The sequence below is a fragment of the Nocardiopsis sp. CNS-639 genome, from assembly GCF_000381685.1.
GTDB lineage: Bacteria > Actinomycetota > Actinomycetes > Streptosporangiales > Streptosporangiaceae > Nocardiopsis > Nocardiopsis dassonvillei.
Window position 1 is genome coordinate 1 of record NZ_KB906896.1, and the last position, 18,788, is coordinate 18,788.

Annotated in this window: 17 protein-coding genes and 1 pseudogene; 10 read left to right on the forward strand and 8 right to left on the reverse strand. The window is 72.9% G+C overall.

Features of this window, described 5'->3' with window-relative positions:
- The 4 genes from G011_RS0129100 to G011_RS0129115 all read left to right on the forward strand — a co-directional run.
- Positions 1-641 (forward strand): glycoside hydrolase family 6 protein (locus G011_RS0129100; RefSeq protein WP_019611564.1); only part of this gene is annotated, 641 nt, incomplete at its 5' end.
- A gap of 192 nt (positions 642-833) precedes the next feature.
- Complete coding sequence (solA, locus tag G011_RS0129105) at positions 834-1,958, forward strand: N-methyl-L-tryptophan oxidase (protein ID WP_369757425.1); 1,125 nt, start codon at positions 834-836, stop codon at positions 1,956-1,958.
- A 125-nt stretch (positions 1,959-2,083) separates the two neighbouring features.
- A complete protein-coding gene (locus G011_RS0129110; protein ID WP_019611566.1) occupies positions 2,084-2,890 on the forward strand; it encodes an SDR family oxidoreductase in 807 nt (268 codons plus the stop codon).
- Between the two features lie 272 nt (positions 2,891-3,162).
- Entirely contained in the window at positions 3,163-3,594 is a 432-nt protein-coding gene (locus G011_RS0129115; RefSeq protein WP_013154530.1) for a VOC family protein, read from the forward strand.
- An 89-nt stretch (positions 3,595-3,683) separates the two neighbouring features.
- Here G011_RS0129115 and G011_RS0129120 read toward each other — a convergent pair whose 3' ends face one another.
- Positions 3,684-4,781, reverse strand: a complete 1,098-nt coding sequence (locus G011_RS0129120) for a winged helix DNA-binding domain-containing protein (protein ID WP_019611567.1) — start codon at positions 4,779-4,781, stop codon at positions 3,684-3,686.
- Positions 4,782-4,999: 218 nt separating this feature from the next.
- On the opposite strand from G011_RS0129120, the gene G011_RS0129125 reads away from it, so the two are divergent.
- Positions 5,000-5,374 carry an antibiotic biosynthesis monooxygenase gene (locus G011_RS0129125; RefSeq protein WP_019611568.1) on the forward strand — a complete coding sequence of 125 codons (375 nt, stop codon included), beginning with the start codon at positions 5,000-5,002 and terminating at the stop codon, positions 5,372-5,374.
- Between the two features lie 40 nt (positions 5,375-5,414).
- Here G011_RS0129125 and G011_RS0129130 read toward each other — a convergent pair whose 3' ends face one another.
- On the reverse strand, positions 5,415-6,176 hold the full coding sequence (locus G011_RS0129130) for a class I SAM-dependent methyltransferase (protein WP_019611569.1): 762 nt from the start codon (positions 6,174-6,176) through the stop codon (positions 5,415-5,417).
- Between the two features lie 95 nt (positions 6,177-6,271).
- Between G011_RS0129130 and G011_RS0129135 the strand changes: the two genes are divergently transcribed.
- Positions 6,272-7,621: a benzoate/H(+) symporter BenE family transporter gene (locus G011_RS0129135; protein ID WP_026338771.1), complete on the forward strand. Its 1,350-nt coding sequence runs from the start codon at positions 6,272-6,274 to the stop codon at positions 7,619-7,621.
- Between the two features lie 252 nt (positions 7,622-7,873).
- The gene (locus G011_RS0129140) at positions 7,874-8,815 is read left to right on the forward strand and encodes a GNAT family N-acetyltransferase (protein WP_019611571.1); all 942 of its coding nucleotides are present in this window, start codon (positions 7,874-7,876) and stop codon (positions 8,813-8,815) included.
- A gap of 182 nt (positions 8,816-8,997) precedes the next feature.
- Here G011_RS0129140 and G011_RS0129145 read toward each other — a convergent pair whose 3' ends face one another.
- Together G011_RS0129145 and G011_RS0129150 are read right to left on the reverse strand one after the other, a co-directional pair.
- Positions 8,998-9,771, reverse strand: coding sequence for a nucleotidyltransferase domain-containing protein (locus tag G011_RS0129145; protein ID WP_019611572.1), 774 nt, complete (start codon positions 9,769-9,771; stop codon positions 8,998-9,000).
- 268 nt (positions 9,772-10,039) lie between these two features.
- Positions 10,040-11,236 (reverse strand): DUF418 domain-containing protein, encoded by a 1,197-nt coding sequence (locus G011_RS0129150; protein ID WP_026338773.1) that lies wholly within the window; start codon positions 11,234-11,236, stop codon positions 10,040-10,042.
- A gap of 96 nt (positions 11,237-11,332) precedes the next feature.
- Between G011_RS0129150 and G011_RS0129155 the strand changes: the two genes are divergently transcribed.
- Both G011_RS0129155 and G011_RS0129160 read left to right on the forward strand, forming a co-directional pair.
- Positions 11,333-12,040: a TetR/AcrR family transcriptional regulator gene (locus G011_RS0129155; protein WP_019611574.1), complete on the forward strand. Its 708-nt coding sequence runs from the start codon at positions 11,333-11,335 to the stop codon at positions 12,038-12,040.
- 185 nt (positions 12,041-12,225) lie between these two features.
- Positions 12,226-13,128, forward strand: a complete 903-nt coding sequence (locus G011_RS0129160) for an aminoglycoside phosphotransferase APH(3') (RefSeq protein ID WP_019611575.1) — start codon at positions 12,226-12,228, stop codon at positions 13,126-13,128.
- Between the two features lie 49 nt (positions 13,129-13,177).
- Here the strand turns inward: G011_RS0129160 and G011_RS0129165 are convergent, their stop codons facing one another.
- The 4 genes from G011_RS0129165 to G011_RS0129180 all read right to left on the reverse strand — a co-directional run bounded on the left by G011_RS0129165 (position 13,178) and on the right by G011_RS0129180 (position 18,427).
- Entirely contained in the window at positions 13,178-14,860 is a 1,683-nt protein-coding gene (locus tag G011_RS0129165) for a BCCT family transporter (RefSeq protein ID WP_019611576.1), read from the reverse strand.
- Positions 14,861-15,350: 490 nt separating this feature from the next.
- Complete coding sequence (locus tag G011_RS0129170; protein WP_013154541.1) at positions 15,351-16,232, reverse strand: alpha/beta fold hydrolase; 882 nt, start codon at positions 16,230-16,232, stop codon at positions 15,351-15,353.
- 278 nt (positions 16,233-16,510) lie between these two features.
- Positions 16,511-17,329, reverse strand: a complete 819-nt coding sequence (locus G011_RS0129175) for an aldo/keto reductase (RefSeq protein ID WP_026338774.1) — start codon at positions 17,327-17,329, stop codon at positions 16,511-16,513.
- Between the two features lie 87 nt (positions 17,330-17,416).
- Positions 17,417-18,427: an NADP-dependent oxidoreductase gene (locus G011_RS0129180; RefSeq protein WP_019611578.1), complete on the reverse strand. Its 1,011-nt coding sequence runs from the start codon at positions 18,425-18,427 to the stop codon at positions 17,417-17,419.
- A 125-nt stretch (positions 18,428-18,552) separates the two neighbouring features.
- On the opposite strand from G011_RS0129180, the pseudogene G011_RS30455 reads away from it, so the two are divergent.
- Positions 18,553-18,788 (forward strand): annotated as a pseudogene (locus tag G011_RS30455) (hypothetical protein); the annotation flags it as partial.

The window sequence follows — 18,788 nt, forward strand, 5'->3', positions numbered from 1 at the left end:
CCAACGCCGCCGGGGCCACTCCGGCCGATGTGCACGGGTTCATCGCCAACACCGCGAACTACTCGGCTCTGGTGGAGGACAACTTCTCCATCGACCAGACCATCGCGGGCACGCCGGTGCGCCAGTCGGACTGGGTGGACTGGAACCAGTTCACCGACGAGCTGTCCTTCGCCCAGGCGTTGCGTGAGGAGCTGGTGGGCCAGGGGTTCGATTCGGGGATCGGGATGCTCATCGACACCTCCCGTAACGGGTGGGGTGGACCGGACCGTCCGGACGGGCCGGGGCCGAGCACGGATGTGAACGCCTACGTGGACGGGGGCCGCTACGACCGCCGTCTCCAGGCCGGGAACTGGTGCAACCAGTCCGGTGCGGGGCTGGGTGAGCGCCCCCAGGCCGCTCCAGAGGCGGGGATCGACGCCTATGTGTGGATGAAGCCGCCGGGTGAGTCCGACGGGTCCAGTGAGTTCATCGAGAACCCCGAGGGCAAGGGGTTCGACCGGATGTGCGACCCGACCTATGAGGGCAACCCGCGCAACAACTACAACATGAGTGGTGCGCTGCCCGACGCGCCGATCTCGGGGCACTGGTTCTCCGCGCAGTTCCAGGAGCTTTTGGCCAACGCCTACCCGCCCATCCAGTAGCAACTCCCGGATCTCGGCTCCCTTCCGAGACGGGGCGCCCGTCCACCCCTGGGGGTGGGCGGGCGCCCGCCATGCGCGGGCCCTGGGATCATGGGACGGGGCTCCGGGCGGCGGAGCCCCGGACACCGGACCTGGGGGAAACGCGTGGCGGCACCGTTGGAGACCGACACCGTCGTGGTCGGACTGGGAGCCATGGGGGCGCAGGCCCTGTGGCGCCTGGCCCGGCGCGGTGTGGACGTGATCGGGGTCGAGCAGTTCACGCCCGGGCACGACCGGGGCTCCAGCCACGGCGAGTCCCGCATCATCCGCACCGCCTACATGGAGGGCGCCGCCTACGTGCCGTTCGTGCGGTCGGCCTGGCGCGCGTGGTCGGAGCTGGAGGAGGCCTCCGGAACCCGGCTCGTGGTGCGCACCGGCGCCCTGATGCTCGGCGCACCGGACAGCCCCGCCGTCACCGGGTCGGTCGCCGCCGCCGAACACCACGGCCTCCCCCACCAGGTGCTCTCCCGCGACCAGGTCGCCGAGCGCTTCCCCCAGCACGTGCTGCGCCCGGGTGAGGTGGGCGTCTTCGAGGAGGACGCCGGCGTGGTCCTGCCCGAGGCCGCGATCACGGCGGCCGTGCGGCTCGCGCGGGAGGCGGGCGCGCGGGTGCTCACCGGCGCCCGGGCGACCCGCGTCGTCCCCGACCCGGACCGCCCCCGTGTGGTGGTCGGGGACACCGTGATCCGGGCCCGCCGGGTGGTCGTGACCGCCGGGTCCTGGCTGCCGCGGCTGGTGCCCGAGGTGGCGGAGCTGGGCGGCGGCCTGCGGGTGGAGCGGCGGGTGCTGGGCTGGTTCCGCACCACGCGGGACCCGTCCCCGCACGCGCACGGACCGGTGTTCGCCCGGGACGAGGACGACTGCACGTGGTACGGGTTCCCCAGCATGGACGGCGGCCGGACCGTCAAGATCGGTGTGCACGCCGAGGCTCCGGGGAACAGGGGCGAGGGCGCCCAGTGGGGCGAACCGGTCGACCCCGACGCGGGGCCGCGGGAGCCCGACGCCGCCGACGCGCGGCGGCTGGGACGGCTGGCCGCCGGACTGAACGGTGTGGCCCCGCTGCCCGAGCGGATGGCGTCGTGCATGTACACGATGACGCGGGACGAGCACTTCGTCATCGGGCAGCGCCGCGAACTGCCCGGACTGGTGCTGGCGGGCGGCTTCTCGGGGCACGGCTACAAGTTCGCCTCCGCGGTCGGGGAGGCGCTGGCCGACCTGGCCCGGCACGGGCGCACGGACCTGGCCGTGGACCTGTTCGACCCGCACCGCTGGGACTGAGCCGGGCGGTCGACGGGCCCCGGGGCGGGGTGCGGTCGGCGCGCGCGGGCGTGCGATCATCGCTTCCACGCGCGGCGCGAGCGCGGCCTCCCTCCCCCCCTCAGCCTCCCTCCGGAAGGACCGCCATGAACAGTCCCACCGTCCCGCGGACCGCGCTCGTCACGGGCGCGTCGTCGGGGATCGGCGCCGCCGTGGCCGCCGAGCTGGTCCGCCGCGGCTACCGCGTGTACGGGACCAGCCGCGACCCCGGGGCGGTGGCCGAGCCGGTTCCGGGCGTGGAGTACCTGGCCCTGGACCTGGCCGACGGGGCGTCGGTCGAGGCGTGCGCGGCCGCCGCGGGTGACGTGGACGTGCTGGTCAACAACGCCGGGGAGAGCCAGAGCGGGCCCTTCGAGGAACTGCCGCCGGAGGCGGTGGAGCGGTTGTTCCGGATCAACGTGTTCGGCGCGGTGCGGCTCACCCAGCTGCTGCTGCCGGGAATGCGCGCCCGAGGGTACGGGCGCGTGGTGATGGTGGGTTCGATGCTGGCGAGCTTCCCGCTGGCCTACCGGTCCTCCTATGTGGCCTCCAAGGCGGCGCTCAAGGGGTTCGCGAACGCGCTGCGCCGAGAGATGTCCCCGTACGGGGTGGGGGTGGCCACGGTCGAGCCGGGGTCGATCAACACCGGCATCAGCGAGCGGCGGACCCAGTACCTGCGGGAGGGGTCGCCGTTCGCGGCCGAGTACCGCACCATGCTCAGGGCGCTCAACGCCAACGAGGCGTCGGGGATCACGCCGGGGGCGGTGGCCCGGACCATCGTGCGCGCCGTCGAGGCGGACCCGCCCCGGCCGTTCTACGCGGTGGGCAGCAACGCCCCGGTGGTCTTCGCGCTGCGGCGGCTGTTCCCGCGCTCGCTCGTCCTGCGCATGGTCGCCCGCAGGCACGGGCTGTAGCCGCGGGTGCGCCCGGGCGGCCCTGGGGCCCGGGTGTCCTGGGCTTCCCGGCAAGCCTGGCGTCCCGGGCTTGCCGGCCGGGGTGGTCGAGACCCCGCCCAACCGGCGCCTGGGGTCCGGTGTCCTGGGCGTCCCCGGGGCCCGGGCCCGCGCGGACCCGCCGCGCCCGAGGGGTTCCGGTGGCGTGTCCCCGGTCCCGGATAGGTTGTCCCGACCACAGGACACCGCCCGCCCCGGGCCCTTTCGGGGCGGGGTACAGCGACGGAGCCGCCGTGAAACAACAGGTTCACTTCATCACTCTGGCCACGGCCGACCTGGACGCCGCCCGCGCGTTCTACCGGGACGGGCTCGGCTGGGAACCGCTCGCGGACGTCCCCGGGGAGATCGTCTTCTTCCAGGTCGCGCCGGGGCAGGTCCTGGGCCTGTTCGACGCGGAGAAGTTCGACCGCGACCTGGGGCGACCGCCCGGCACGACCGGCGTGTCGGGGCTGACGCTGTCGCACAACGTCGACGGCCCCGAGGAGGTCGAGCGGACCGTGGAGGCCATGGCGCGGGCGGGCGCGCGGGTGCTCAAGGCCCCGCAGCCGGGTGAGTTCGGCGGGGTCTTCCACGCCCACGTGCGGGACCCCAACGGCGTGGTGTGGGAGATCGCGCACAACCCGGGCTGGCGTGTGGACGAGACCGGCCGGGTCGTGTTCGGCTGAGGTCCGGGCGCCCGCCGGGGACCGCCGCACCCGTCGAAGCGGCGGCCCCCGGCGGCGCCGGGCGGTCGGGGCCCGACGCCCCGGCCGGTTCACGGTTCCAGGGGGCGCAGGCGGATGTCGTGGCCCTCGGAGTCGGCCGCCGCGAAACGGAGCAGCCGTGCGCCCTCCTCGGTGACCGCCTCCTCCTCGGCCGGGGTGAGCGGTGCGAACAGCCGCACGTCCAGTACGGCGGGGCCTCCGCGCCGGGTCCGCTCGATCCGCCACAGTCCGCGCACGAACCCGTCCACGGTCAACGGCGCCTCGACCACGATGTGGGGGCGCTGGTGGTCGGCGACGACACGGGAGCGGTCGTCGTAGGAGACCAGCACGTTGTCGAGCAGCGCCAGGAAGCGGACCGGCGCGGGCGTGTCGGGGTCGGGGCGGGGCGCGTCGGGCAGGTCGAACAGCTCGCGGCCGTCCGGGTCGTGCAGGACCCGCAGCCGCGGCCGCAGGCCCTCCACGACCGCGCGCATGCGGGTCATCCCGCTCCAGGCCTGGACGTCCCTGGCGGTGGCCGGACCGAACGCGGCGAGGTAGCGCAGCACGAGGGTGTCCGGGGAGGGCTCGGCGACCAGCGGCGCGCCGAGCCACTCCTCGGCGAGGGTGAAGGGTGTGGCGCCGCGCCGTCCCCACGTGCCGTCGGGCGGCGGGTGCAGGACGGGCAGGAGCCCCTGGACCGAACGGGCCAGGGAGACGGGGGCGCGTCCGGGCCAGCGCTCGGCCAGGGCCCGGCCCAGGTCGGGGCGGGGGAGTCCGCCGTCGGCGAGGAGCGCGCGTGCGGCGGCGGCCAGCTCGGCGGGTTCGACACCGGGCAGGTCCCGGCCGAAGGCTCCCTTCTGCCAGCGGGTCAGCATGGGGTGCAGGGTCGGACGCAGCCACAGGTAGTCGGCGGCGGTGACCAGGTGCTGGGTGCCTCTCAGGAGGGTGGCGCGCACGACCTCGCGGCTGTGCAGTAGCCCGGTGAGGTCGTCGATCCGAAAGTCCCGGACACGGGACCACAGGCCCACGTAGGGAGGCTCGGGGTCCTGCGCCTGGAGTCCGACGAGGTGGTGGACGACCTCGGCGGCGGTGTGGTCGGCGGTCCGGCCGAGGAGCAGTTGGCGGGACAGGGTCGCCCGGTTGAGGGCGCGGCGGTCGAGCGCGGTCATGGACGCGACCCTAGGAGGGGTGGAGGTCATCGGCTGTCCTCCACTCGCCGGCCGGGGACGGTCACCGCGTGCGGCCGTGCGGGCGGTCGGGAGCACGGGGCGGGCGGGGACGCGGGTCGGCCGGTCGAGGGGTGTGTTCGGGGCGGGGCGGCGCGGGCGTCGGCGGAGGTTGTCCTAGGTTGGGCGGGAGAACCGCAGACAACCGAGAGAGGTGCCGCGTGAGCAGCGTCGTCAAGTTCAACGTCCTGACCGTCCCCGAGGGCGCCGGGGCGACCCTGGAGGAGCGTTTCGCCAAGCGGGCCGGGCTCGTGGAGGACCAGCCGGGGTTCGAGGAGTTCCAGCTGCTGCGCCCGGTCGAGGGCACCGACAAGTACCTGGTGTACACCCGGTGGCGGTCCGAGGAGGACTTCCAGAACTGGGTGAACGGCCAGGCCTTCCGCCAGGGGCACGCCCAGGCCGCCGCGGACGCCCAGAAGGAGGGCGCACCGGCCGGGCACGGCCGGGGTCACGGGCACGGCCACGGCGGCCCGGCCGCGACCAACAGCGAGATCTGGGGCTTCGAGGTCGTCCAGCGGGTCTCGGCCCGCTCCTGACCGCCGGAGGCGGGTGCCCGCGCCCCGCGGCCCGGACGGGTCAGCGGGGCTTGCGGGCCTCGATGAGGAAGCGGGTCGTGGTGGCCCTGAACGACCCCTCGCGCTCGATATGCTCGTGCATGTCCCGGAGCCGGTCCCGGTAGGCCTCCACGGTGAACCCGGGCACCATCCAGACCACCTTGCGCAGGAAGTACACGACCGCGCCGACGTCGAAGAACTCCGTGCGCAGCCGCTCCACGCGCAGATCGGTCACCTCCAGCCCGGCCGCCCGCGCCCCCTCGCGCGCCTGGTCCGGGTGGCGGGAGGCGCGTGTCTCCTCGGGCTGCGGCCCCAGGAAGAACTCCACGACCTCGAAGACGCTCGCCGGGCCCACCTGCTGGGACAGGTAGGTTCCGCCCGGTGCCAGGACCCGGGCGATCTCCTCCCACCACACGGTCACCGGATGGCGGGAGACCACCAGGTCGAAGGCACCGTCCGCGAAGGGCAGCGGCGGCTCGTCCTCGTCGGCGACGACCACGACCCCCAGCGGATGGAGCAGCCGGGTGGCCTCGGCGATGTTGGGCGGCCAGGACTCCGTCGCCGCGGTCAGGGGCGGGCGTTCGGGGATCCCCGCCAGCACCTCGCCGCCGCCGGTCTGGATGTCGAGCGCGGCGCTCGCGCGGGCCATGTACCCGGCCATGGTGCGCTGGTAGCCCCAGGAGGGGCGCTGTTCCGTGGCCCGGCCCTCCAGCCAGGAGAAGTCCCAGCCGTGCGTCGGCTCCGCGTCGGCCTCGGCGACGAGTGCGTCGAAATCGCGTCCCATGGCGGCATCCTCCCCCGGGCGCCGCGGCCGGGTCCAGCGGTTTTCCCTCCCCCGGGCGACGGCGCGGGTCCGGTGGCGCGCGAGGATGGTGGACTATGAGAACCCTCGTCCGTCTTGTCGGCCTCGTGGCCCCCGCGCCCGCCGTCGCGGCCGGTCTGGTCGCCGTGCTGGTCGGGGTGACCAGCTCGGCGGCGATCGTGTTCACCGCGGCCGAGGCCGCCGGTGCCTCCTCCGAGCAGACCGCCTCGTGGATGCTGGCCCTGGGTGTGGGGATGGCGGTGACCTGTGTGGGACTGTCCCTGCGCCACCGGGCCCCGATCGTGACCGCCTGGTCCACGCCCGGCGCCGCGCTGCTGGCGGTGGGGCTGGACGGGGTGACGATGGCGCAGGCGGTGGGGGCGTTCCTGTTCTCGGCCGTGCTGATCACCCTGAGCGGCGTCACCGGGTGGTTCGAGAGGGTCATGGACCACGTGCCGGTGCCGCTCGCGGCGGGGCTGCTGGCCGGAGTGCTACTCCAGTTCGGCATGGGGCTGTTCACGAGCATGGAGGACGACTTCGCGGTCGTGTTCACCATGTTCGCGGCGTACCTGCTGAGCCGCCGGTGGCTGCCGCGCTACGCGGTCATCCTGTCCCTGGTCGCGGGCGGTGTCGCCGCGGCGCTGCGCGGAACCCTGGACCTGGGCGGGGTGACCCCGTCGCTGGCCCGGCCGGTGTTCGTGGCGCCCGAGTTCTCCTGGCAGGTGTTGGTGAGCGTGGGGCTGCCGCTGTTCGTGGTGACCATGGCCTCGCAGAACCTGCCGGGGGTCGCGGTACTGCGGGGCGACGGCTACCGGGTGCCGATCTCGCCGGTGATCGGGTGGACCGGGGCGACCAACCTGGTACTGGCGCCGTTCGGGTGCTTCGGGATGAACCTGGCCGCGATCACCGCGGCCATCTGCACGGGACCGCAGGCGCACCCCGATCGCGAGCGCCGCTACCTGGCCGGGGTGTGGGCGGGGATCTTCTACCTGTGCGTGGGGGTCTTCGGGGCGACGGTGGCGTCGCTGCTGGCCGCGCTGCCGCCGCCGCTGATCCTGGGGATCGCCGGGCTGGGCCTGCTCGGAACGATCGGGGGTTCGCTGGCGTCCGCGCTGGGGGACGAGCGCTCCCGGGAGGCCGCGGTGGTGACCTTCCTGGCCACGGCGTCGGGGTTCACCCTGTTCGGTGTGGGGTCGGCCTTCTGGGGTCTGCTGGCGGGTGCGCTGACGCTGGCGGTGACCAGTTCCTGGCGCCGGTCGCGGCACACGGCTTCGGTCGGCGGTGCCTGGCAGGACACCGAAGACGCGTGGGAGGCCGACGGGGCTCACGAGACGGGCGGGACTGGACAGGCCGGAGAAGACGGAACGACCACCGAGGGACAGGAGCCCGGTGATCCCGGTGCGGACAGCCGGTCGGCCCGCGGTTGAGGGGTGGGCAGCCCCACCGACCGGGGACGGCCACGGGTGTTCCGGCACCGGTCGGCCCGCGACCAAAAGGGCTTGCCCGCCGGTCGGAAGGCGGCTATAACAGTCGCGGCCCCGACCACAGCGGAACCGGGGCCCCGACGACGAAAGGAGGCGGAGCCGTGTTCACCGCAACCACCGCGCTCGCGCCCTCCCGGGGCAGCCTCGACAGCTGAATCCCCGGAGCGGCCGGGCGCACGCACCGAAGGTGTCGCCTTGACCGTGCATGACCTGACCATCCGTACGATCACCGGATCCGGGGAGCTCGACCTCTTCAACCGGTTCCCCTACCCCCTGAACTTCGAGTTCGCCGACGACCTCGCCCGGGGGCGCCGACGCCCCTCGTGGATGTGGGTCGCCCTGGACGGCGACCGCCTCCTGGCCCGCCTCTCCTGGTGGTGCCGGGGCGGTGACACCTCTCCCCTGCTGCTGGACGTCCTGGACGTGGACGACACCGCCGGGGACGTGGACCGCACGGGGATCCTCGAACACCTGCTGCGCACCGCCTCGGCGGCGACCCTGCCCGAAGGCCGGACCCCGCCCGAGTACCTGCGCATCGTCCCCGCCGACTGGCGCGAGGACGCCGACGGGCGCCGCGCCGTACGGGAGCGCATGGCCGCCGTCGAACGCACCGGCGGATCGCTCCTGGTGGAGCGGCTGCGCTTCGAGTGGACCCCCGACGTCCCGGCGCCGGGGCCGGGCGACCGCCTCCGGTTCCGGCCGGTCCGGGACGAGGAGGAGATCCTCGGCCTGATGGTCCGGACCCTGGAAGGCACGCTGGACGCCCACGACCGCGCCGATCTCGCACACACCACGGCGGAGCAGGTGGCCGCCGACAGCTGGAACGAGGAGTTCGCCCGGTACACGACGCCGCGCTCCTGGTGGCGGATCGCGACGCTTCCGGACGGCGAGCCGGTCGGCTTCGTGCTGCCCGCCCGCAACGACTACCACCCGATCATCGGCTACATCGCGGTGCTGCCCGAGCACCGCGGCAACGGGTACATCGACGAGGTCCTCGCCGAGGGCACCCGCGTCCTGGCCCAGGAGGGGGCGGACCGTATCCGCGCCGCCACCGACCTGGGCAACGTTCCGATGGCACGGGCCTTCCAGCGGGCGGAGTACGCCACGCTCAGCGGGGTCGTCAACATGACCTGGTAGGTCAGAACCGGCTGCCCGGGGCGCCGCCGCGCCGTGGCCCGGATCCCGGGCCACGGCGCGGCGGCGCACTCCCCCGGCCCGAGCCTGGAACCCGTGGTCGGTCCGAGCCCGGACCACTCCCCTGGCCCCGGGTCCCGGGCCGCAGGCGCTCTGGGCGCGGATCCGGCCCGCAGCGCGAGGACTCAGGCCGTGGCGAGAATCCGTCCGGCCTCGGCGACCGCCGAACTCAGGTCCTGGGGGTCGGCGGTCATTCCGGCGACCACGAAGTCGATCTCCTCCAGTTCCGCCATGGACAGCAGTGCCTTGTCGTTGGTGACCCAGACCCCGCGCTCGGCCAGGACCGCGTGCGCGGCCTGCGAGGCGGCCTGGGCGAGAAGGCCCGCGGTCTGGGCGACCCGGCCGTAGGGGGCGTGGTTGTGCTGGGCGTAGGACAGGGTGGCCGCGGCCGTGCCCCGCCAGACGGGCGGTGCGCTCCTGCGCAGCGCCTCGGGGTAGTCGGGCCGGGGCAGGTCCCCGACGAGGACCTGGCCGATGGCGAGTTCGGCGACGACCAGGTAGGTGGGGATACCCGCCAGGTGGAACATGAGCGGTTCCACCCGGAAGCGTCCCTGCCGCGCTTCGGCGATCTGGTGCTCGACCACGTCCAGGTCGCGGTAGTGCACGTCCACCGCCCGGCCGTCGATCCGAAGCCAGGCGCCGCCGTTGAAGACACCGCCTCCCCAGCCGCCGACCTCCGACACCTCCCCCTCCCAGCCGAGGTCCCGCAGCGCCTGCGGGTCGAACTCGCCCCGGTAGTAGACCGCCAGGTCCCAGTCGCTGTCGGGGCGGTGGGTGCCCTGGGCACGGGAACCGCCGAGGGTGACCGCCTCGACGGCCGGAAGGGCGGCGAGCCGGTCGGCGGTGGCGGACAGGAAGGTCGCGTCGTCATGTGCGGAGATGGACATGGCGACCATCATCGCGGATGACGTATCCGGTCGGCGATGAGGTTTCCGCCGGGCCGGTGGCCAGCGTAGGCAGCGGCCCCGCCGGTCTCACCGAGCGCTTCGGCACCCGGTCGTCTCCGCACCGGTACCCGCCCGAGGCCACCACCGCGCAGGCCGCGCCGAGCGTTCCCGCCTCCCGGCCTTCTCCGCACCGGCACCCGTCGGAGGCCGCCAGCCGCGCGGAGTGGGTGTCGGATGTTCCAGTCCGCGCAGGTCACGCCGGACGTTTCCGAGCGTGCGGTCATCTCCGCACTGGTTCGGCCTCCGGCTGCTCCGCTCGTACGGTTCTGTAGGTTCCCCAGCGCAGGAGGCGTTCGGCCGGACCCCGGACTCCCACGCGGCGCATGATGTCGGCCAGGACCACGGTGGCCAACCAGACGGCGACGCCGAGCAGGACGGCGGCGGTCCCGGACAGCTGTGGCCCGAGGTCGAGGGCGTAGGGCGCGAACAGCACGATCCAGCCCACCGACTGCAACAGGTAGCAGGTCATGGAGCGCTGGCCGGTGGCGACCAGGGCCCGCACGAGGGGCCCTCTGCGGTCACCGAGGCGGACCGCGACCAGCGCGATGAGCGCGGCGTAGCCGAAGCCGCCCGCGTAGCCGGTCAGAACGTGCAGCCAGCCCACACCGGCCTTGAGCACGAACTCGGGCACCCACAGCTCGGTGGCCACCAGGGCCTGCGGCAGTCCGCCGACCACGGCCACCGGGATACCGATGAAGGCGACGCGGCGCAGCAGCCCGAGGTGGAGCTCGGGCTGTTCCATGAGGCGGCGGCGGGCCGCCCAGACTCCGACGAGGAAGGGGAACACCGAACTCGCCACGAGCATCGGGGTCATGACCGGCCAGGTGAACAGGCGTGTGACCATGTCGGCCAGCGGGTCCTGGGTGAAGACCCCGCCCGCCTCGGGGTCGGAGAGCGGGAGGCTGTTCATGACCGCGTAGAACAGCGAACCCAGGGAGGCCCAGGTGAGGGCGTGGGCGAGCAGGCGCCGGTCACCGGCGTGCAGCAGACCCGCGAACATCAGGGCGATGAGCCCGTAGACCGCGACGATGTCGCCGAAGAAGAGCAGGACCGTGTGCAGGAGCCCGATCAGCACCATCCACCGGCCGCGTCGGCGCACCAGTGAGCGCACCCACGGCTCCGGGCGCCCCTCGGCGGTACGGCGCAGGTGGATCCAGGCGAGCCCGTAGCCGAACAGCGCCGCGAACATGGGGTACCCGCGCGCCTCGGCGAACAGCATCAGCAGGGCGGTGGAGGCGGCGTCGAGGAGGCCGCCCGAGGCGGGACTCTGACCCGCGGTGGCCATCACCCAGACGATGTGCGCGTGCACGACGGCGATGACCAGCAGCATCACCCCGCGTGCCAGGTCGGGCGCCAGGGAGCGCCGGTCGAGTGCCACGCCCCCGGTCGAAGGCGGCGGGGAGGGGGGAAGAGACATACTGAACTCCGATCACACGGAAGGGGATAGCATTGGATACGGAGGCGTATCCAATCCTCTTCTAAGATACGCCATCGTAGCTTAGTTGGGAAGAGCATGGTTGACCGGGAGCGGCCGCGGGTCGACGACGAGGCGCGGGAGACGGCGCCGGACACGCGGGAGGAGGCGCCCCGGGCCACGCGCAGACGCGGGCGGGAACTGCTGAACGCCATCCACGAGGCGGTCATCCTGGAGGCCGCGGACGTCGGTGTCGCCCGCCTGTCCATGGAGGGGATCGCCCGCAGGGCGGGCACGGCCAAGACCTCGCTGTACCGGCGCTGGCCCACGCCGGGGGACATCCTGCTGGACGCGATGTACCACACCTACCCGCAGGAGGCCCCCACGCCGGGCGCCGACGACCTGCGCGGGGACCTCGTCAGGGCCCTCATGCTCCTGCGCGACACCATGAGCCGGTCCCTGGGACAGGCGATGTTCTCCGTGGTCGCCGAGGCCAGGCACCACCCCGAGCTCTACGACCGGTTCGTGCGGGAGGTCTTCGACTCCCGCGGGGGGCGCTTCACCCGCACCGTCCTCGAGCACTACGCCGACCACGGCAGGATCGACCCCTCCCGCGTCACCTCCGTCACCGACGACATCGGTGAGGCCATGCTCATCAAGTACGCCATGGACCACCAGGGGCCGCCCGACGGGGAGTACGTGGAGCGGATCGTGGACGAGGTGATCCTGCCCGTCCTCGGCCTGGACCCGCGCGCTGCCTCCCCCACCGCTCCGGAGGAGGGTCCTTCCGCTCCCTCGGACGGTTAGCGCACACGGCGGCCCGGAGCCTCGCCGACGTGCGCGCCGCCGTCGGCGGGTCCGGTGTGCGCTCGGCGGAAGCCGCACGTCCGGTGGACCGCTGGGACCGGGGCGGGCGGTGGGACAGGCCGGTGGCTCCGCCCGTGCCCTAAACAGCTGGGACCGGGGCGGGCGGCGGGGCTAGGGTGCGGGGCATGCGCATCCCTCCGTCCGTGGACGCCGCCCGCGTCGAGGAACTCGACGTGGGGCTTTCCGGAGCCCGTGTGGCCCGGCTGTTCGACGCCCGGGACCGGCCCTTCGCGGTGCTCAAGTCGGTGGACGCCGACCGCCCCGACCTGGTGGCCGAACTCCTGGGCCAGGAGCGGCGCCTGCGCTGGCTGGCCGGACGGGGGCTGCCGGTGCCGCGCGTGCTGGACTCGGGCGCCTGGGCGGGGCTGCGCTGGCTGACCATGAACCACCTGGACGGACGCGCCGCCCACGAGCCCTGGCCCGCCGGGGACCGGTCACGGGTGGTCGTCCTGCTCGCCCGGGCCGCCCGCGCGCTGCACCGCGCTCCGGCCGCGGGGTGCCCCTTCGACATGACGCTGCCCGCCCAGCTCGGACGGGCCCGGGAGCGGGTCGCCTCCGGGCTGGTGGAACGCTCCTGGGCCGCCGCAGGGAAGGAGGGGCCGCCCGCCGCCGGGGTGCTCTCCGAGCTGGCCGGTCTGGCGCGCGCCCTGGGCCCCGGACGGACCGCGCTGGTCCACGGCGACTACTGCCTGCCCAACGTGCTGCTCGACACCGGCGCCGTGCGCGGCGTCGCGGCGCGCGCGCACCGGTCCGCGGGCGGGGTCCCCGGTCCTGCACGGCCGGACGGTCCCCCACCCGCCGGGGACGGCCGGGCGGACGGCTGGGCCCTGGTGGACCTGGGGCGGGCCGGGCTGGGGGACCCCCACGCGGACCTGGCCGACATGGTGGGCAGCCTGCTCAGTCCGATGAACCCGCAGTTCGGGCCGCCGGACGCCGAACGGTTCCTGGACGCCTACGGGCGGGAGGACGTCGACCCCGAGCGGCTGCGGCTGTGCGCCGGGGTCAACTCCTTCTTCTGGCCCGCGTGAGGGCCCCGGCCGGGGCGGCCGGGGCCCGTGACGGCACCGCTCCCTCCCCCTACCGGGGAACGCCGTTGCCGTTGCCGTTGCCGTTGCCGTTGCCCCCGTTGCGCTCACCGGCGCGGGCCCCCGCCTCGCCCAGGCGCCGGTGCCGCCTCTGGATCCTGCGCGCCCTGGTGGCCAGCGGCGCCTTGCGTTCGCGCTGGAGACCCGACCCCTCCGCGAACTCGCCGTGCAGCGAGCGCACGAGCCCCACCATCATGAAGAAGCCGATCACGAAGAAGGGCAGCCCGAACACGATGATCGTCTGTTGCAGGGCGTCAAGGCCGCCCACCCCGGAGGCGGTGAGCACGGTCGCGGCGACGACGCCCTCGGTGATCCCCCAGAACACCCGCTGCCGGGTGGGGTTGTCGCTCTTGCCGGAGCAGAGCATGTCCACCACCAGGGAGGCCGAGTCCGAGGACGTGGTGAAGAAGATGATGACGATGAGGATGGCCACCACCGACACGAACGTGGTCAGCGGGAAGTGCTCCAGGAAGGCGAACAGGGAACCGGGGATGTCCTCCTGCGTGACCACCTCGTCCACCAGGCCGCCGCCCTGGTTGCGCTCGATGTCGAAGGCCGACAGGCCGAACACGCTGAACCACACGACGCTGAACGCGGTGGGCGCGGCCAGCACGCCGAGGATGAACTCCCGGATGGTCCGGCCCTTGGAGATGCGCGCGATGAAGATGCCGACGAAGGGCGACCAGGTGATGGTCCACGCCCAGTAGAAGACGGTCCAGGAGCCCTGCCAGCCGGTGTTGGCGAAGGTGTCGTTCCAGAACGACAGCGGGACCAGCATCTCCAGGTAGACGCCGGTGGTCTCGATGATCCCCTTGGCCAGGTAGAGCGTCGAGCCGGCGAGGAAGACGAAGACCAGCAGCCCCACGGCCATGTAGATGTTGATCGTGGACAGCCACTTGATGCCGACGTCGAGGCCGGTGGCCACGGAGATCACGGCGACGGTGGTGACGATCGCGATGAGGATCAGTTGGCTGACGCGGCTCTCCTCCAGGCCGAACAGGGTGTTGAGGCCGCTGTTCATCTGGAGGGTGCCCAGGCCGATGGTGACGGCGACGCCGAACAGGGTGCCCAGGACCGCGACGATGTCGATGGTCCGCCCGATGGGGCCGTTGATCCGGTCCCCGAGGAAGGGCTGGAAGACGGAGCTGACCCGGAAGGGCAGGCCCTTGCGGTACACGAAGTAGGCGAAGGCGAGCCCGGGCAGACAGAAGATCGTCCAGGTGTGCAGGCCGAAGTGGTAGAGCGTGAAGCCCATCGCCTCCTCGGCCGCCTCGATGGTCTGCGGGCCGACGTCGGAGCGCGGCGGCTCGGCGTAGTGGCTGATGGGTTCGGCCACTCCCCAGAACATCAGGATGCTGCCGATGCCGGCGGCGAACAGCATGGCGAACCAGGCGGAGTTGCTGTAGTCGGGCGTGCTCTCCGGCGGCCCCAGTCGTACCCGCCCGAACCTGCTGAACGCGATCCAGACCAGGAAGATGAGGAAGGTGGTCACACCGAGGATGTAGAACCATCCCAGGTTGGTGAGGATCCAGCCGGAGGTGGTTCCGAAGACGGCGTCCACCGTGTCGGTGAAGAAGATCGCGGACACCACGAAAACGATGGTCAACGCGGCGGACACGAAGAAGATCGCCGGGTTCGTCTCGAGCCCCAGTCTTTGCGCCAGCTTTTGGAACATGCCGATTGCTTTCTGGTGATTCGGGGACGTTCGTCGAGGGACAAGGGCCCGTCAGCCCGCACCGACCTCGGGCAAGGATACGTCCTTGGGCGGGGTTCCCTGTTTATCCTTCCTTTTGCGGAGAGTCGGGAACGTCCTTACCCGCCACCATTAGCAACACACCGAAAACTCGCTGTTTAAATATGCCGAAAGCCACATTAGGCATGTTCTTGCAGGGTTGAGTACGCTACGCGCGCTTTCGCACGGATACGTACCACCCTGTCACCGCACACGGGAACCGCGGGGAGAAGACCCGGAACGTCGGCCCGGAGCGGGCCGGGCGACGCCCGCGAACCACGCGTCGCGGCGCTCTCCGCCCCGGCGCGGAAGGGGCCGGGGCGCTGGGAAGAGGAGGGCGGGCCCTGCGACGGGCTCCGCCCTCGTGCGGAGGGACCGGCACTCCGGGGCGGGGGCGGGCCCTGCGACGGGCTCCGCCCCCGCACGGAGGGGGTCAGGAGTCGAGTGCGCCCAGCAGCTCGCGCACGCGCTCCGGCTGCTCGTACAGCGACAGGTGCCCCGCGCCCTCGATGGTGTGGACGTCGGCGTCCAGGAACCGGCGGGCCGGGCCGTGCAGGCGCGCTGGCGAGAAGAACGGGTCGTGCGACCCGGTCGCGACGGCGACCGGGGTGTGGGCCCAGGCGCGGAAGTGCTCCGCGGGCAGCGGGCTGGGGGTGGATCCCGCGCGGCAGTACCGGGCCACCAGGGTCAGCCACTCGGCCTCGGCCCGGTGCTTGTCGCACTCGGTGGAGGGGCCGCTGAGGAACTCCACCAGGCGCCCGCTGGTCTGCTCGTTGGGGTGGATCATCCACGGCAGGGTGGCGCGCATGGACTCGGAGCTGACCCCGGCTGCGGTCAGACCGGCCGGGTTGAGCAGCAGGATCCCGGCGACCAGGGGGGACGGCGTGGAGGCGAGCGCGATGGCGGCGCCGCGCGAGTGCCCCAGCACGAGGACGGGCCGGTCGGTGATCTGGGGCAGGAGCTCGTCGAGCCACGCGCCGTAGGTCTCGATCCTGGCGCCGCCGACCCTCTGGCTGCAGCTCAGGCCCGGCTGCCCGGGCAGGTCGACCAGCAGCACCGGCCGGTCCGCGGACAGCGCGCGGGCCGCGGGCACCGTGGCGGCCGCGTTGAAGTTGGTACCCGAGAGCACCAGCACCGGGGTGCCGGGGCCGCCCGCGGAGCGGAAGGCCTGCGTGCTGCCCAGACGGGTCTCCACGGGCGGGAGGGGTCCGAGTTCGGGCCACTGGCTCAGGGCTTTGTGGCACCAGGCGTGCACGGAGCGCTCGGCGTTGTCGGAGCGGTACACGCGCGCGGTGCGGTGCGGGACGACGGTCATGATCTGCTTCGCCTAAGAGGAGACTGGCCGCCGTCCTTGCTTGTCGGCGCGCCAAGAGAGGACTGTACGCCTCCGTTCGGCACCACGCCACTCGGGGACGCTCGGAGTGTCCGAACAGACACGCGAAAGAGATCCACACTCGGCATGGGGTGTCCCCTGTTGATCCGTTCGCCCTGGTCTGAGGGTTTTCGTCCGCCTCTTCCCAGCCGTGCCCGGCCCCGCTCCCCCGCCCCCGCGGGGGTGTTCCCGGACCGGGCGCCGGCCCGGGAACACGCCGGTCAGCCGACCGTGGCGGGGTCCGAGCCGATCCGGCCGCCCCGGTCGAGGGCCGAGACCCGGTCCATGTCCTCGGCGGACAGCTCGAAGCCGAACACGTCGAAGTTCTCGCGGATCCGGGACGGGGTCACCGACTTGGGGATCACGACGTTGCCGAGCTGGAGGTGCCAGCGCAGCACGACCTGCGCCGCCGACCTGCCGTGCTTCTCGCCGAGGGCGGTCAGCTCCGGGTCCTCCAGCAGCCCCTTGCCCTGGCCCAGCGGGCTCCAGGCCTCGGTGAGGAGGCCGTGGCGGGCGTTGACGGCCCGCATGGCCCCCTGCGAGAAGTAGGGGTGCAGCTCGATCTGGTTGAGGACCGGGACGACGTCGGTCTCCGCGACCAGGCGGTCCAGGGTCTGCTCGGTGAAGTTGGACACGCCGATGGACCTGGCGCGGCCCTCGGCGTGGATGCGCTCCATCGCCTTCCAGCTCTCGACGTAGGCGTCCTGCCTGGGGCAGGGCCAGTGGATCAGGTACAGGTCCACGTAGTCCAGGCCGAGGCGGTCCAGGCTGGCGTCGAAGGCCTTGAGGGTGCTGTCGTAGCCCTGCTCGTCGTTCCACAGCTTGGTGGTGACGAACAGCTCCTCGCGGGCGATGCCCGACTCGGCCAGGGCCCGGCCCGTGCCCCGCTCGTTGTCGTAGATCCTGGCGGTGTCGATGCTGCGGTACCCGGTCTCCAGGGCGGTCGCGACCGCGGCCCGGGCCTCGTCGTCGGGAACCTGCCAGACGCCGAACCCGAGTTGGGGCATGGTGAGGCCGTTGTTCAGCGTGACGTGCTGCATGAGCACCCTTCTGTCGTCGCGGATTCGTTGTTCCTCGTGGGGTGGTCCCCCATGGTGGCCACCTGGAGTGCACTCCAGGCAAGCGGTTCAGGGTGTGAGGTGGACCAGCATCTTGCCCGTGTTGGCGCCCCGCATCATGCCGAGGAAGGCCCGCACGGCGTTGTCGATGCCGTCGACGACGGTCTGCTCGCTGCGCAGCCTGCCGTCGACGATCCACCCGGAGGCGCGCTCGGCGTACTCCTTCATCAGGTGGCCGTGGTCTCCGGCGATGAAACCGCGCAGGGTGAGGCGCTTGCCGACGGCCAGGAAGAGGTTGTCGGGACCGGGCTCGGGCTTGGTGGCGTTGTACTGGGAGATCGCGCCGCACAGGGCGATCCGGCCGTGGTTGCGCATCGCGGCGATGGCGGCCCTCAGGTGGTCGCCCCCGACGTTGTCGAAGTAGACGTCGATCCCCTCGGGCGCGGCCTCGGCGAGCTGCTCCTCCAGGCGGCCCTCGCGGTAGTCGATGGCGGCGTCGAAGCCGAAGTCCCCCAGGAGGCGGCGCTTCTTCTCCGGACCGCCCGCGGACCCGACCACCCGGGACGCGCCCAGCTGGCGGGCGATCTGGCCGGCGGCGGAGCCGACCGCGCCCGCGGCGCCGGAGACGAACACCACGTCGCCCTCGCGTACCGGGGCGATCTCGGTCAGGCCCGCGTAGGCGGTGAGGCCGATCATGCCCAGCACGCCGAGGTAGGCCTCGGCGGGTGCCAGGGAGGCGTCCACCGCGCGCACGGAATCCGCGGGCAGCAGCGCGTACTCGCGCCATCCGGCCGAGTGCAGGACGGTGGTGCCCACGGGGACGTCGTCGCTGCCGGAGGCGGTGACCACGCCCACGGCGCCGCCGTCCATCGGCTCGCCGAGCCGGAACGGGGGGACGTAGGACTTGGCGTCGTTCATGCGGCCGCGCATGTACGGGTCCACGGACATCCAGTCGTTGCGCACCAGGACCTGTCCGGGACCGGGGTCGGCGACGGTGGTCTCCACGAGGGAGAAGTCGGTGGGCTCGGGCTCGCCGACGGGACGGGCCACCAGGTGGACCTCCCTGCTGGTGACGGACATGACGTGACCTCCGTGACTTCGCTGGGTGTTGGCGCGGTGACCCGCGGACCGAACAGACACTAGATCGTTGATGGGGGTTTCTCGGAACCCCTGCGCCCATGGCGAAGGGCGTCGAGGATCAGAGTGTGACCAATGACCTTGACGCCCTTCTGACCGCACTCTACGTCCATCTGGACGACCACGTCCTGCCTTCGCGTGAACAACCGGTCAAACGCGGCCCGAACCGGCTGCTCACCGACGCCGAACTCGTCTGTGTCGCGGTGGCCCAGGCCCTGCTGCGCCATGACTGCGAACGCCGCTGGATGCGCGCCGCCCCCGCCCGGATCGGGCACCTGTTCCCCCGCCTGCCCGGCCAGTCGGA